This window comes from Sulfitobacter sp. DSM 110093, assembly GCF_022788715.1.
In the GTDB taxonomy this organism is placed as follows: Bacteria; Pseudomonadota; Alphaproteobacteria; order Rhodobacterales; family Rhodobacteraceae; genus Sulfitobacter.
Window position 1 is genome coordinate 866309 of the sequence record NZ_CP085167.1, and the last position, 13188, is coordinate 879496.

At 61.4% G+C, this 13188-nt stretch carries 15 protein-coding genes; 14 read left to right on the forward strand and 1 reads right to left on the reverse strand.

Going from position 1 to position 13188, the window contains the following annotated elements:
• Positions 1-41: 41 nt before the first annotated feature.
• A complete protein-coding gene (locus tag DSM110093_RS04180; RefSeq protein WP_243266824.1) occupies positions 42-386 on the forward strand; it encodes a hypothetical protein in 345 nt (114 codons plus the stop codon).
• A 104-nt stretch (positions 387-490) separates the two neighbouring features.
• Here DSM110093_RS04180 and DSM110093_RS04185 read toward each other — a convergent pair whose 3' ends face one another.
• On the reverse strand, positions 491-709 hold the full coding sequence (locus DSM110093_RS04185) for a DUF1127 domain-containing protein (protein ID WP_243262439.1): 219 nt from the start codon (positions 707-709) through the stop codon (positions 491-493).
• 358 nt (positions 710-1067) lie between these two features.
• Here DSM110093_RS04185 and ruvC point away from each other — a divergent pair, with 358 nt between their 5' ends.
• The 13 genes from ruvC (at position 1068) to ftsH (ending at position 13043) form a co-directional block, all read left to right on the forward strand.
• The gene (gene ruvC, locus DSM110093_RS04190; protein ID WP_243267668.1) at positions 1068-1571 is read left to right on the forward strand and encodes a crossover junction endodeoxyribonuclease RuvC; all 504 of its coding nucleotides are present in this window, start codon (positions 1068-1070) and stop codon (positions 1569-1571) included.
• Positions 1568-2245, forward strand: coding sequence for a Holliday junction branch migration protein RuvA (gene ruvA / locus DSM110093_RS04195; protein WP_243266825.1), 678 nt, complete (start codon positions 1568-1570; stop codon positions 2243-2245). The genes ruvC and ruvA overlap by 4 nt, the downstream gene beginning before the upstream one ends.
• A gap of 46 nt (positions 2246-2291) precedes the next feature.
• The gene (gene ruvB / locus DSM110093_RS04200) at positions 2292-3311 is read left to right on the forward strand and encodes a Holliday junction branch migration DNA helicase RuvB (protein WP_093926916.1); all 1020 of its coding nucleotides are present in this window, start codon (positions 2292-2294) and stop codon (positions 3309-3311) included.
• Between the two features lie 30 nt (positions 3312-3341).
• Entirely contained in the window at positions 3342-3965 is a 624-nt protein-coding gene (locus tag DSM110093_RS04205) for a hypothetical protein (RefSeq protein ID WP_243267669.1), read from the forward strand.
• Complete coding sequence (locus DSM110093_RS04210) at positions 3962-4360, forward strand: YbgC/FadM family acyl-CoA thioesterase (protein ID WP_243266826.1); 399 nt, start codon at positions 3962-3964, stop codon at positions 4358-4360. Before DSM110093_RS04205 ends, DSM110093_RS04210 begins: the two co-directional genes overlap by 4 nt.
• A gap of 117 nt (positions 4361-4477) precedes the next feature.
• Complete coding sequence (gene tolQ / locus DSM110093_RS04215; protein ID WP_243266827.1) at positions 4478-5173, forward strand: protein TolQ; 696 nt, start codon at positions 4478-4480, stop codon at positions 5171-5173.
• 3 nt (positions 5174-5176) lie between these two features.
• Entirely contained in the window at positions 5177-5650 is a 474-nt protein-coding gene (tolR, locus tag DSM110093_RS04220) for a protein TolR (protein ID WP_093926914.1), read from the forward strand.
• A gap of 3 nt (positions 5651-5653) precedes the next feature.
• A complete protein-coding gene (locus DSM110093_RS04225; protein WP_243266828.1) occupies positions 5654-6838 on the forward strand; it encodes an energy transducer TonB in 1185 nt (394 codons plus the stop codon).
• A gap of 40 nt (positions 6839-6878) precedes the next feature.
• Positions 6879-8186: a Tol-Pal system beta propeller repeat protein TolB gene (tolB, locus tag DSM110093_RS04230; RefSeq protein ID WP_243267670.1), complete on the forward strand. Its 1308-nt coding sequence runs from the start codon at positions 6879-6881 to the stop codon at positions 8184-8186.
• Positions 8187-8286: 100 nt separating this feature from the next.
• Positions 8287-8817, forward strand: coding sequence for a peptidoglycan-associated lipoprotein Pal (pal, locus tag DSM110093_RS04235; RefSeq protein WP_243266829.1), 531 nt, complete (start codon positions 8287-8289; stop codon positions 8815-8817).
• 72 nt (positions 8818-8889) lie between these two features.
• Positions 8890-9747: a tol-pal system protein YbgF gene (gene ybgF / locus DSM110093_RS04240; protein ID WP_243267671.1), complete on the forward strand. Its 858-nt coding sequence runs from the start codon at positions 8890-8892 to the stop codon at positions 9745-9747.
• A gap of 6 nt (positions 9748-9753) precedes the next feature.
• Positions 9754-11025: a tRNA lysidine(34) synthetase TilS gene (gene tilS / locus DSM110093_RS04245; RefSeq protein WP_243266830.1), complete on the forward strand. Its 1272-nt coding sequence runs from the start codon at positions 9754-9756 to the stop codon at positions 11023-11025.
• A gap of 101 nt (positions 11026-11126) precedes the next feature.
• The gene (gene ftsH / locus DSM110093_RS04250) at positions 11127-13043 is read left to right on the forward strand and encodes an ATP-dependent zinc metalloprotease FtsH (RefSeq protein ID WP_279290854.1); all 1917 of its coding nucleotides are present in this window, start codon (positions 11127-11129) and stop codon (positions 13041-13043) included.
• The last annotated feature ends 145 nt before the right edge of the window (positions 13044-13188 follow it).

Consider the following 13188-nt stretch of genomic DNA (forward strand, 5'->3'; position numbering starts at 1 on the left):
TGGGAGCAAACGGTGGGGGCCGAATTGCTACGGAGGCTGTGATGGCTGAAGGACACGCTCAATTCGCGAAACGTATTGAACTTCTGGGGCGCAAGCATCGGAAGATGCAACACGGGTATGTCACCCGCGTCGGTCGCGACGGGTTGATCACCGTTTTGCCAAAGCGGGGCAAACGGGGCTTCCCGATGAGGGGGCTTTACCTGATCGTTCTGGTGTTTTTTGGCTTCAAAGCCTTCACTCTGGCCGCGATTGGCCCGGTGACTTACAATGAACGGCTGTCGCGGTTGAACAATGGATCAAGCCTAGAGCAGATTGGTGCCAAAATGATGGCCATCGATCCCGTGACAGAGGCTTTGGCAGGGCTGACCGGCCCGATGATGCGCTAAGCACAGCGCCCTATTTCTGAAATAGAAAATAGCCGTAGCGGGTATATCCGGCTACGGCTTTTGCATTCGGGCAGGGCGCTGCGCCGCGGGGGCGCGCGTGGCAATCAGCGTACGAAATGGTTTTGCGCCACAAGGTCGATATCGCCGCGGATCAGGCCAATGTCCTGCAATTCAAGATCGGTCAGATCCGACAGCGCCTTGCGGGTGGCGCGGCTGTCCTGCCACGCTTCGACTGCTGCAAAGAACGCGCCGAAAAAGCTGAAAATACGAGAGACGGCCGATGTAGAGCCGTAAGCGGTGCGGGTGGTATCGAAAGCTGCCATGGTGCCGTCCTATGTTTGATCGTCGGTTGCGTCCTGCGCGGCGCATCGAAAGGCGCCATGTTCAAAACGGGATTTTTGGCAATTATGCCCGAATGTAGGAAGGCGCAATCCCTCAAAAACGACATGGAGGTCTGCATTTTCTGCATGGGTCGAAATTGGTGTTAACCTATTGCCAATAAGTAATAAATCCCGCGCAAGTGGTGTCGGTTTTGTATCACGGACAGGCGCAATTTGACGTTGCGGTTCAAATGCGACAGCACGGGTGTCGCAAAGCGCTTGTGATGCATCAGGGCTTTGCGATGTTCGCGTTTCGTGCTAGTGCACCAAAAAAGCAACAAACTTAACGAGGGCAGAGATGATACGGGTGATCGGCATAGATCCGGGGCTGCGCAATCTGGGCTGGGGGGTCATCGACGTCTCTGGCAGCCGAATCGCGCATGTCGCCAACGGTATCTGTCATTCCGAGGGCGACGACCTTGCGGCGCGGCTGCTTTCCTTGCACGGGCAGTTAACGCGGGTGCTGGCCACTTACCGCCCCGGTGCCGCAGCAGTTGAGCAGACGTTCGTAAACAAAGACGGCGCTGGAACACTGAAACTGGGGCAAGCGCGGGGCATTGCGATGTTGGTGCCTGCGCAGTTTGGCCTCGCGGTGGGTGAATATGCGCCCAACAAAGTCAAGAAAACGGTGGTCGGTGTTGGCCACGCGGATAAAGGACAGGTGGCGCATATGGTGCGGATGCAGATGCCAGGGGTCGAGATTGCAGGGCCGGATGCGGCGGACGCGCTGGCCATCGCCATTTGCCACGCGCATCATGGTGGGGCCAGTACATTGGCGCAGGCCGTGGCGAGGGCGCAGGCATGATTGGTAAGCTTTCGGGCCGTATCGATTACCGTGCTGCCGATCATATTTTGATCGACGTACGCGGCGTTGGATACCTCGTTTATGTCTCTGACCGCACCATGGCCGCACTGCCGGGCGTGGGTGAGGTTGTGGCGCTATATACCGATTTGGTGGTGCGCGAAGACTTGATGCAACTGTTTGGTTTTCAGACGCTGGTGGAAAAGGAATGGCACCGCTTGCTGACATCCGTTCAGGGGGTGGGGGCCAAGGCGTCTCTGGCGATCCTTGGCACGCTCGGGCCAGATGGCGTGAGCCGGGCGATTGCATTGGGTGACTGGAACGCGGTGAAGGCCGCTAAGGGCATCGGCCCCAAGATCGCGCAGCGTGTGGTGCTTGACCTCAAAGACAAAGCGCCCGGCGTCATGGCGATGACGGGCACCATTGCCGACGCCATGGGAGAGGCCGAAGCCGCCGCTGACGAGAGCGTCATCGAAGCTGCCACCCCGCGCCCCGCGCCAAAACCCGCCGCGCCGAATGCATCCGCCCAGTCCGAGGCGCTTTCGGCGCTTGGCAATCTTGGCTACGGTCCCGGTGACGCGGCGGGCGCTGTGGCGCAGGCGGCGGGCGAGATGCCAGCGGCGGACACACCGACCCTCATCCGCGCGGCGCTGAAACTGCTGGCACCAAAGGATTGAGACCCCCTCTGGCAGAACCCTACGCCCTACGCCATAACGAGGCTCTATGACCGACATTGACCCCACCGTCCGGCCCGAGCCGATGCCCGAAGATTTCGACCGTGCGCTGCGCCCGCAGATGTTGGCCGAATTTGTCGGCCAAGCCGAGGCGCGCGCGAACCTTGCCGTGTTCATCCAATCCGCCCGCCAGCGCGGCGAGGCGATGGATCACACGCTGTTTCACGGGCCTCCGGGCCTAGGTAAAACCACACTGGCGCAGATCATGGCGCGGGAATTGGGCGTGGGCTTTCGCATGACCTCTGGCCCGGTATTGGCCAAGGCGGGCGATCTGGCGGCGATCCTGACCAACCTTGAAGCGCGTGATGTGTTGTTCATTGACGAAATCCACCGTCTGAATCCGGCGGTGGAAGAGGTGCTGTATCCTGCGTTGGAGGATTTTGAGCTTGATCTGGTGATCGGTGAAGGCCCCGCCGCGCGAACCGTGCGGATCGAGTTGCAGCCCTTCACGCTCGTTGGGGCCACCACCCGCATGGGCCTGCTGACCACGCCTTTGCGCGACCGTTTCGGCATCCCGACCCGGCTGCAATTCTACACCGAAGACGAGCTTTACATCATCGTCGACCGCAATGCTCGCAAACTGGGCGCGCCCGCCGACGAAGGCGGTGCCCGCGAGATTGCGAAACGCGCCCGCGGCACGCCTCGTATTGCGGGCCGCCTGCTGCGCCGGGTGGTGGATTTCGCGGTGGTTGAGGGCGATGGCCGGGTGACCCGCGATTTGGCCGACATGGCTCTGACGCGGCTCGGGGTCGATCATCTGGGTCTTGATGGCGCTGACCGCCGTTACCTCAAGCTGATCGCAGAGAACTACCAAGGCGGCCCGGTGGGGATCGAAACCCTGTCGGCCGCGCTTTCGGAAAGCCGTGATGCGCTTGAGGAGGTGATCGAGCCCTTCTTGTTGCAGCAAGGGCTGATCCAGCGTACCCCGCGCGGCAGAATGTTGGCGGCCAAGGCTTGGACCCATCTCGGCATGGCTGCGCCCAAGGGGCAGAGCGACCTTTTCGGCTGACGCCCCAGAGCGAAGGTAAGACTGATGACAATGACCGCAGAGCAAATCGAGACCCTTTTCACCCGCCGCGACGGACAGTTCGCTTTTGCCCGCTGGGGCCGCCCTATCGCGCCGGTGGCCTTTGGAATCGAGGAGGCGGCGCTGCCGGTGGTGAAAGGCGCGCTTGAGGCTGTTGCCAAGCTCGCCGGTCACGACATGGTCGAGACCGATCCCGAGTTGGGCAGCAACCTGATGATGTTCTTTTTCGCGGATTGGGCGGAGTTGCTAGACGTGCCGGGGATGGATGGGCTGGTGCCGGACCTCGCAGGGCAGGTCGAGCGCTTGCAGGCGGCTGGGGCCAACCAATACCGCTTTTTCCGCTTCGAAGAAAACGGCGCGATCAAGGCGGCCTTTGTCTTTCTGCGCATGGACGACAACCTGCGCGATATGTCGGCGCAAGTCTTGGCGCTGAGCCAAGCGGTACAGGTCATCCTGCTCTGGTCCGAGGACGCCTTTCAAGAGCAATCGCCGTTGGCGCTGGCCGATGAAGCACTGGTGCTGCGGCCCGAGATCGCGGATGTGATCCGCGCGGCCTATGACCCGATCATGCCGCCCGCCGCCAATGATCCTAGCCACGCGCTGCGCCTTGCCGCGCGGGTGCAGGTCGCGTCATGAGCCATACCTTTCCGGTCCGCATTTTCTACGAAGACACCGACATGGCGGGCGTGGTCTATTACGCGAACTACCTGCGCTATATCGAACGGGCGCGGTCGGATATCGTCGAACAGATCGGCCTCGACCAACGGGCCATGCGCGACGAGGGGCTGGTATTTGTCGTGACGCGGGTCGAGGCGGATTATCTGGGTGCCGCGCGCTTTGGCGATCGGCTGGAGGTGCAGACCACCCATCAGGCCGAAGGGCCGGTGCGCTGGATGTTCGACCAAGACGTGCTGCGCGATGGCAAGGTCATCTTTCGTGCTAAGGTTACTGCCGTTTGCATGACAACGGCCGGTAAACCCACCCGTTTGCCAGCGAAACTCCGCCTGCCAAGCGGCGATCCTGCGTCCTGATACCATAATTCTGGCAATCTCGGTTGCAGTCCGTTAGCTTTGCTCCAAATAGAGGCCGGAAATTAGGCCCAAGAGGCAGATTGCCCCAAAGGGGCGGCAGTAAAAGAGCATAGTTAAATGGAAGCAGAGACGCTGGCATTGGCACAGGGGATTGATTTCTCCCTGTGGGGGTTGTTCGCGAAGGCGACAGTCACGGTCAAACTTGTAATGATCATGCTGATTGGGGCTTCGTTCTGGTCTTGGTCGATCATTGTTCAAAAAACCATCCAATACCGCAAAGCCCGTGCCGAGGCCGCGCAGTTTGATCAGGCTTTCTGGTCGGGCGAGCCGCTGGACGGGTTGTTTGATAACATCGGCGCAGACCCCGATGGACCATCTGAGAAAATCTTTGCATCAGGCATGTCCGAATGGCGCCGCTCACACCGCGAAGATGGCGCGCTGATCCCCGGCGCCACCGCACGGATTGACCGCTCCATGGATGTGGCAATTTCCAAAGAGGCCGAACGTCTGCAAAAGGGTCTGCCGGTGCTGGCGACCGTGGGCTCCACCGCGCCCTTCGTCGGCCTGTTCGGGACCGTCTTCGGCATCATGAACTCGTTCATTGAGATTGCCGCCCAGCAGAACACCAACCTCGCCGTCGTCGCCCCCGGTATTGCCGAGGCGCTTTTGGCGACCGGTATCGGCCTTCTGGCTGCGATCCCGGCGGTTGTGTTCTATAATAAGCTCAGCGCTGACAGCGACCGTATCTTGGGCAACTACGAAGCCTTCTCGGATGAATTCGCCACCATCCTCAGCCGCCAGTTGGACAGCTAAGCCATGGGCGCAGGTGTCATGAAAAAGCAAGGCGGTAAGGGGCGGCGTCGCGGGCGCGCACAGCCGATGGCCGAGATCAACGTCACGCCCTTCGTCGACGTTATGCTGGTGCTGCTGATCATCTTCATGGTCGCCGCTCCGCTTTTGACCGTTGGCGTGCCGGTGGAACTGCCCAAAACCGCCGCCACGGCCCTGCCATCCGAGCAGGAAGAGCCGTTGACCGTCACCCTGACCGCCGAGGGGGCGGTGCAAATCCAAACCACCGAGACGCCCCGCGACCAACTGATCACCAAACTGCGGGCGATTGCCTCGGAACGAGCCAGCGACCGGGTTTTCCTCCGCGCGGATGGCAAAGTGTCTTATGCGCAGGTCATGGAAGTCATGGGCGCGCTCAACGCAGGCGGCTTTTCCAACATCGGTCTGGTGACCGACATCGGTGGCCCGGCGTTGGACGGCAGCGACACGTCGGGTGGCTGAGCCGTGCATACCGGGCATTACATATCAGGTGCCGGGCATCTGGGTCTTATCGGTTGGCTTCTCTTTGGTGGGATGTTCACCCCCGAGCCTGACCCCGTTGAGATGACCGAAGTCTCCGTGATCTCTGGCGCTGAATATGACGCGCTGGTGGCCGCGCAGCAGCCGCCGTCTTCGTCCACCGAGGTGACACAGCCCGCGCCACCAGAGGTGACGGAGGAGGCACCCGACGTCACGGCAGAGCCTGACACCCAGATAGAGCAACCCGAACCGGTGCAGACCGAAACCCCGCCCGAGGACCTCCCCCCCGAGGTGACGGAGTTGGAGTTGCCGCCGCAGACCCAAGTGGATGACACGCCGCCCGAGATGAACGAGCCGGTGGGCGATACCGCCGTGCTGGTGCCTGAGATCGCGCCAGAGGCCCGCCCGCGCGAAGCGCCGCGTGTGGCCCCAGAACCGGTTGAGCAGCCCGACCCCGAACTGCGCCCCGATCTGGATGAGCAACCCGCCGTAGCACCGGATGCCGAGGCCGAAGCCGAAGCCGTTGTGGAAGAGCCGCAAGAAGCCCAGACGCCCGAGGACAGCACGACCGAGATCGTGACCGAAGCCGATAAAGCTCCGGCTGCCTCCGCGCGCCCACCCGGCCGCCGTCCGACACCGCCGCCCCCGGCACCTGTCGAAGTGGCCGAAGCACCGGAAGAACCGGCTGAAACGCCCGCGCCTGAGCCGACACCTGAACCAACGCCAGAGCCTGAGCCAACACCTGACCCCGTTGAGGAGCCAGCGACCTCTAGCTCGACCGAGGACGCGATCGCCGATGCGCTGAGCGAAGTCTTGGGGCAGCCCGAGGCAACCGCGCCCGCGCCAAGCGGCCCGCCGCTGTCATCGGGTGAACGCGAATCTCTGCGCGTGGCGGTCTCTGCCTGCTGGAACATCGGCGCGCTCTCGACAGAGGCGTCGCGCACGACGGTCGTGGTGGGCATGCAGATGAACACCGACGGCACGCCAGTGGCCAGTTCGATCCGCTTGCTGAGTTCCAGCGGCGGCAGCGACACGGCTGCACGGCAAGCCTTTGAGGCCGCAAAACGCGCAGTCATTCGTTGCGGCAGCAGTGGTTACAAACTGCCGCAGGAAAAATACAGTCAATGGCAAGACATCGAGATGACATTCGACCCAATGAGGAGCCGATAACATGCTGACTAGATTTCTGGGACTACTGGCGCTCTGCGCCATGGCGGCCACGCTCGCGCTGGCCCCCAACCAGTCGCAGGCCCAACCGCTGCGCATCGTGATTGACGATCCAACGATCGAACCCTTGCCCTTTGCCGTACCCAGCTTTCAGCCGGAGAGCGGCGAAGCAGGGCAGATGGCCGTTGATCTGGCACGCGTGGTGTCCGAAGACCTGACCGGCACGGGCCTTTTCCGTGAGATCCCGGCCAGCGCCTATATCTCGACCGTCAGCGATTTTAACGCGCCGGTGGAATATGCCGATTGGAAAGCGATCAACGCCCAAGCGCTGATCACCGGGGCGGTCAATGTCACCGGCAATAGCGTGAATGTGAAATTTCGGGTCTATGATGTCTTTTCCGGTGAAGAGCTGCTTGATGGAAATGGGCAGGGCGGTCTGCAATTTTCCGGCACGGTCGATGGCTGGCGGCGCATGGCGCATAAGGTGGCCGATGCGGTCTACAGCCGGATCACCGGCGAAGGCGGCTATTTCGACAGCCGCGTCGTCTACGTCTCGGAAACCGGTCCCAAGGACGACCGCCAAAAGCGGCTTGCGATCATGGATTACGACGGGGCGAATCTGAAGTACCTGACCGAATCTGGCTCTATCGTTTTGGCACCGCGCTTTTCGCCTGACGGCAACCGAGTGCTATACACCAGCTATGAGAGCGGTTTTCCGCGTATTTATGTGCTTGATATCGGGTCGGTGCAGCGCCGTGCCTTGGAAAGCGCCGAGGGCAGCATGGCTTTCGCACCACGCTTCTCGCCCAGTGGTCAGACGGTTGTCTATTCGCTGAGCCAAGGCGGCAATACCGACATCTTTACGATGGATATCAACAGCGGCCAATCTGTGCGCCTGACCAACACCCCCGCGATTGAAACCGCGCCCAGCTTCTCGCCCGATGGCAGCAAGATCGTCTTTGAAAGCGACCGTTCTGGCAGCCAGCAGCTTTATATCATGCCCGCCACCGGTGGGGAGGCAACGCGAATTTCATTTGGCGAAGGCCGTTACGGCACGCCCGTCTGGTCGCCGCGTGGGGATTTGGTCGCCTTTACCAAACAGAACAAGGGCCGCTTCCACATCGGCGTGATGCGTACCGACGGCTCCGAAGAGCGACTGCTGACGGCCTCCTTCCTCGACGAAGGCCCGACATGGGCGCCCAATGGCCGGGTGATCATGTTCGCCCGTGAAACCCAAGGGGCAGGCGGGTCGTCCTCGCTCTATTCCGTTGATATTTCGGGGCGTAACCTCAAGCCTGTGCGCACACCCGAAGGCGGCTCTGACCCATCGTGGTCACCATTGCAGAAGTAACGTTTTCCACACCTCCCATGCGGGCGCGGGCAATTCCAATGGTCCCGCGCCTGTGCTAACAACAGCAACAACAACGCCACCACAGAGAAGGCAGACCCCGATGAAACGCATTTTGACCAGCACGCTTTTGATTTCCGCATTGGCCGTGTCGGCCTGTACTAACCCCGACCGTTTTGGTGCCGATGGCATGGGCGGCGCCGGGGTAAATGCAGGCGCAGGCGTCAATTCTGGCGTGGTGCCGGGCAGCGCGAATGATCCGACCTCGACCGCCTACTTCCAGCAGGCCGTAGGCGACCGGGTGCTGTTCCTTGTCGACCAATCGTCGCTGACGGATGTAGGCCGCGCCACCCTTGATGGGCAGGTTGCTTGGTTGCAGACCAATACAGATTATCAGGCCGTGATCGAAGGTCACGCGGATGAGCAGGGCACCCGTGAGTACAACATCGCCCTTGGCGGCCGTCGTGCCAATGCGGTGCGCGAATATATGATCTCGCGCGGGATCGCGGCTTCGCGTCTCAAGACCATCAGCTACGGCAAGGAGCGCCCGATCGAGATCTGCTCGGAAGAGGCCTGCTATGCCAAGAACCGCCGCGCGGTGACCGTGCTGGCGGGCGGCGCGCTGACCAGCTGATCACGGCACCCGTGACGCAATGACCTATCCAAGGAGACCGATGTGCTGAAGCGATATATCTTCGTGGCGGTGATGGGGCTGATGACAGCCCCTGCCGCGCTCATGGCGCAGGACAACGATCAAACGCTGGCGGACATCCGCCAGCAGTTGACCGTGCTGAGCGTCGAGGTGCAAAAGCTGCGCCGCGAGTTGTCCACCACGGGCGGCGGCTCGGTCGAGACGGGCGGCAACTCTGTGCTGGAACGTGTCAGCACGATGGAAAGCGAATTGCAGCGCCTGACATCGAAAACCGAGGAGATGGAGAACCGCATCAACCGGGTCGTTTCCGATGGTACGAACCGGATCGGTGATCTGGAATATCGCCTGGTTGAGCTTGAAGGCGGCGATCTGGGCGCACTTGGTGAGACATCGACGCTGGGTGGCGGCGAAGCGCCCGCCGTGGCAGCGCCCGGAACGGACCCGGCCCGCGAAGTGGTCGAGGTGGCCCCTGGTGGCGGCGCGGACACTTCTGGCGGTATCATCACCCCCATCAACGAAGCAGAGCTGGCGGTCAGCGAAAAGACCGATTTCGAGCGGGCGCAGGGGGCGCTCGCATCCGGTGACTTTCGCAGCGCCGCCGATCTCTTTACGACCTTCAATCAGACCTATCCCGGTGGTCCGCTAGCCGCCGAATCCGAATTGCGTCGCGGCGAGGCGCTGACCGGGCTGGGCGACAACCGCGAAGCGGCCCGTGCTTATCTGGCGGCCTTCAGCACCGATCCCGAAGGGCCAGTGGCCCCGCAGTCGCTGTTTGAGTTGGGTCGTGCGCTTGGCGTTTTGGAGCAGACCCAAGAAGCCTGCGTGACCCTATCCGAGGTCGCGGTGCGCTTTCCCAATGCGCCGCAGGTGTCTCGAGCCGAAGCGCAGCGTCAGACGCTGGGTTGCTCCTAACCTGCGATGACTGCCCCCGCCGATTTGGCTGATGCAACATTGGCTGAAGGACTGCTTGCAGGGTTGGGCGGTGCGCTGCCGTCTCGCCTTGGCGTTGCCGTTTCAGGTGGGGGCGATTCCATGGCGTTGCTTTCCCTGCTGCACGGGCTTTGCAAGGCTGCGGGCACATATCTCGAAGTTGTGACAGTCGATCATGGACTGCGACCCGAAGCAGCGGCAGAGGCAGATCTTGTCGCGCGCTGCGCGGGCGATTTGGGGCTGCACCACGAGACGTTGCAATGGCGCGGGTGGGACGGGCAGGGCAATCTGCAAAACGCCGCGCGTGACGCGCGCTATGCGCTGATGGCCGATTGGGCAGCGCGGCGCGATTTGCCCTGCATTGCCCTTGGCCATACGGCGGATGATCAGGCCGAGACTGTCTTGATGCGATTGGCACGCCGGGCGGGCGTGGATGGGCTGGCCGCGATGGCCCCGCAAAGCCAGCGGCAGGGTGTCACATGGCTGCGCCCCCTGCTGTTTGCCCGGCGGGAGGCTTTACGCGATTATCTGCGCCGCGCGGGGCTTGAATGGGTCGATGACTCCAGCAACGATGACCCGCGTTATACACGCATTCAGACCCGCCAAACCCTCGCTGCCCTCGCGCCACTCGGCCTTGATGTTGAAACGCTGGCCGAGGTGGCAAGCAACATGGCCCGCGCCCGTGACGCACTCGACCAGCAAACCGACCACGCCGCTGGCAATATTCTGCGCATGGAGGCGGGGGCGTTGGTGCTTGGGGCCAAAGCCTTTTTCGCCGAACCCGAAGAAATCCGCCGTCGTTTGATGATCCGCGCGCTTGGGCAGATTAGCGGCGGTGCCTATCCTCCGCGTCGCGGTCCGGTGGCGGCGCTGATTGCTGGGCTGGCAAAAGGGCAAGGCGCGACGCTGGATGGGTGCCAAACCCTGCTGCGGCGCGGTGAAATCTGGGTGTTTCGCGAATATAACGCGGTACGCAATCTTCATGTGCCTGCGGATCATCTGTGGGACGGGCGCTGGCGCGCAGTGCCGCCAACGGTGGTTCCGCAGGGGGCCGAATTGCGGGCATTAGGGCCAGAGGGTCTGGCGTATTGTCCTGATTGGCGCAGCTTCGGGCGGCCCCGTGCGATGCTTTTGTCGACCCCGGCGGTCTGGCAGGGGGGGCGGCTGCTTGCAGCGCCCCTTGCTGGTCTGGACGAGAAATGGCATGTGCTGCTGGAACGCGATGCCGGTTGGCTTAAAACCACGCCATTATCGCATTGAACATGAGCGCATCATGTCTATCTTAGTGTGGTGGTTGCCCGGACGGGCGCCCCTTGGGCCGCAGGACTTGCCTGCGGTCGTGTGAATTTAGGAGAATTCCCTTGGGAAATGTTCGTAACCTCGCTTTCTGGGTTGTCCTGATGTTGCTGGTCTTGGCGCTGTTCAACCTGTTCAGCGGGTCCAGTGGATCGTTGCAAAATAACGAGGTCAGCTATTCCGAGTTTGTCACTTCTGTAGAACAGGGTGATGTCCGTAATGTGACATTGGATGGCGAGCAGGTTCGGTTCCGCAAAGCGGACGGGGCCGATTATCTGACGATCAAACCCGAGGATGCAGAGCTGACACAGCTGTTGATCAACAGCGACATCCCCGTAAAAGCCCGTCCGCAGCAACAATCTGGCTTTCAGACATTCCTGATGTCGCTTCTGCCTATCGCACTGCTGATCGGTGTATGGATTTACTTCATGAACCGGATGCAGGGGGGCGGCAAAGGTGGCGCTATGGGCTTTGGCAAATCCAAAGCCAAGATGCTGACCGAAAAGCAGGGTCGCGTGACTTTTGACGATGTTGCGGGCATTGATGAGGCCAAGGAAGAGCTTGAAGAGATCGTCGAGTTCCTGCGCAACCCACAGAAATTCTCTCGTCTTGGCGGTAAAATTCCCAAAGGCGCGCTGCTGGTGGGCCCTCCGGGTACTGGTAAAACGTTGCTGGCCCGCGCCATCGCGGGTGAGGCTGGCGTGCCTTTCTTCACCATTTCAGGGTCCGATTTTGTTGAGATGTTCGTCGGCGTCGGCGCAAGCCGTGTGCGCGACATGTTCGAACAAGCCAAGAAAAACGCCCCCTGTATCGTTTTTATCGACGAGATCGACGCCGTGGGTCGCCACCGGGGTGCCGGTTATGGCGGCGGCAATGATGAGCGTGAGCAGACGCTGAACCAGCTTCTGGTTGAGATGGACGGTTTTGAGAGCAACGAAGGTGTCATCATCCTCGCCGCGACCAACCGCCGTGACGTGCTTGACCCCGCGCTGTTGCGTCCGGGCCGCTTTGACCGTCAGGTCACCGTGCCGAACCCCGACATCAAAGGCCGCGAAAAGATCCTCTCGGTCCACGCGCGCAAGACCCCACTGGGGCCGGACGTCGACCTGCGCATCATCGCACGTGGTACGCCGGGTTTCTCGGGCGCGGATCTTGCGAACCTCGTGAATGAGGCCGCACTGATGGCTGCCCGTGTCGGTCGCCGTTTTGTCACCATGGTCGATTTTGAACAGGCCAAGGACAAGGTGATGATGGGGCCAGAGCGCCGCTCGATGGTGATGACCGCCGAGCAGAAGGAGATGACCGCTTACCACGAAGCGGGTCACGCGCTGGTCGGTATGACCCTGCCGAAATGTGATCCGGTCTATAAGGCCACGATCATCCCGCGTGGTGGTGCGCTTGGCATGGTGATGAGCCTGCCCGAAATTGACCGCCTGAACATGTTCAAGGACGAATGCCACCAACGCCTAGCCATGGCCATGGCGGGTAAGGCGGCTGAAATCCACAAATACGGCCCCGATTCCGTGTCCAACGGCCCTGCGGGCGACATCCAGCAGGCCAGCGCTCTGGCCCGTGCGATGGTGCTGCAATGGGGCATGTCGGATAAGGTCGGTAACATCGACTATTCCGAAGCCGCACAGGGCTATCAGGGCAATACCGGTGGTTTCTCAGTCTCGGCTAATACCAAGGAATTGGTTGAGAAAGAGGTGCAGCAGTTCATCCAAGACGGCTATGACCACGCGATGAAGATCATTACCGAGAAAGAGGTCGAGTTCGAGCGTCTGGCCCAAGGTCTGCTGGAATATGAGACCCTCACTGGGGACGAGATCAAACGTGTCATGGATGGTCTGCCGCCTGCGGAAGATTCCGACGATGACAACTCCGACGCGGGCAATGCGCCCAGTGTCACCGCGATCCCCAAGGCGAAGGGCAAGAAGACCCCGCCAAAGGATGGCGGGATGGAGCCTGAACCTTCGGTCTGACCTGACCCTACTTGTTGAATTGCAAAGACCCCGCTTTGGCGGGGTTTTTCTTTTTCGGGCATTATTGGTTCGGGGCGGGGGCAGAAGCTAGGGTGCGGGAATCCGCTGTCGCTTATGGGGCCGAGAGCAGATAGACATGGCCACA

What these genes read in the sequence shown, in the direction of transcription:
- DSM110093_RS04180 (WP_243266824.1), top strand. Translation starts at nt 42, where the DNA reads ATGGCTGAAGGACACGCTCAATTCGCGAAACGTATTGAACTTCTGGGG.
- DSM110093_RS04210 (WP_243266826.1), top strand. Translation starts at nt 3,962, where the DNA reads ATGAGCCATACCTTTCCGGTCCGCATTTTCTACGAAGACACCGACATG.
- ybgF (WP_243267671.1), top strand. Translation starts at nt 8,890, where the DNA reads ATGGGGCTGATGACAGCCCCTGCCGCGCTCATGGCGCAGGACAACGAT.
- tolQ (WP_243266827.1), top strand. Translation starts at nt 4,478, where the DNA reads ATGGAAGCAGAGACGCTGGCATTGGCACAGGGGATTGATTTCTCCCTG.
- tilS (WP_243266830.1), top strand. Translation starts at nt 9,754, where the DNA reads ATGACTGCCCCCGCCGATTTGGCTGATGCAACATTGGCTGAAGGACTG.
- tolR (WP_093926914.1), top strand. Translation starts at nt 5,177, where the DNA reads ATGGGCGCAGGTGTCATGAAAAAGCAAGGCGGTAAGGGGCGGCGTCGC.
- ruvA (WP_243266825.1), top strand. Translation starts at nt 1,568, where the DNA reads ATGATTGGTAAGCTTTCGGGCCGTATCGATTACCGTGCTGCCGATCAT.
- ruvB (WP_093926916.1), top strand. Translation starts at nt 2,292, where the DNA reads ATGACCGACATTGACCCCACCGTCCGGCCCGAGCCGATGCCCGAAGAT.
- tolB (WP_243267670.1), top strand. Translation starts at nt 6,879, where the DNA reads ATGGCGGCCACGCTCGCGCTGGCCCCCAACCAGTCGCAGGCCCAACCG.
- pal (WP_243266829.1), top strand. Translation starts at nt 8,287, where the DNA reads ATGAAACGCATTTTGACCAGCACGCTTTTGATTTCCGCATTGGCCGTG.
- DSM110093_RS04205 (WP_243267669.1), top strand. Translation starts at nt 3,342, where the DNA reads ATGACCGCAGAGCAAATCGAGACCCTTTTCACCCGCCGCGACGGACAG.
- DSM110093_RS04185 (WP_243262439.1), bottom strand. Translation starts at nt 709, where the DNA reads ATGGCAGCTTTCGATACCACCCGCACCGCTTACGGCTCTACATCGGCC.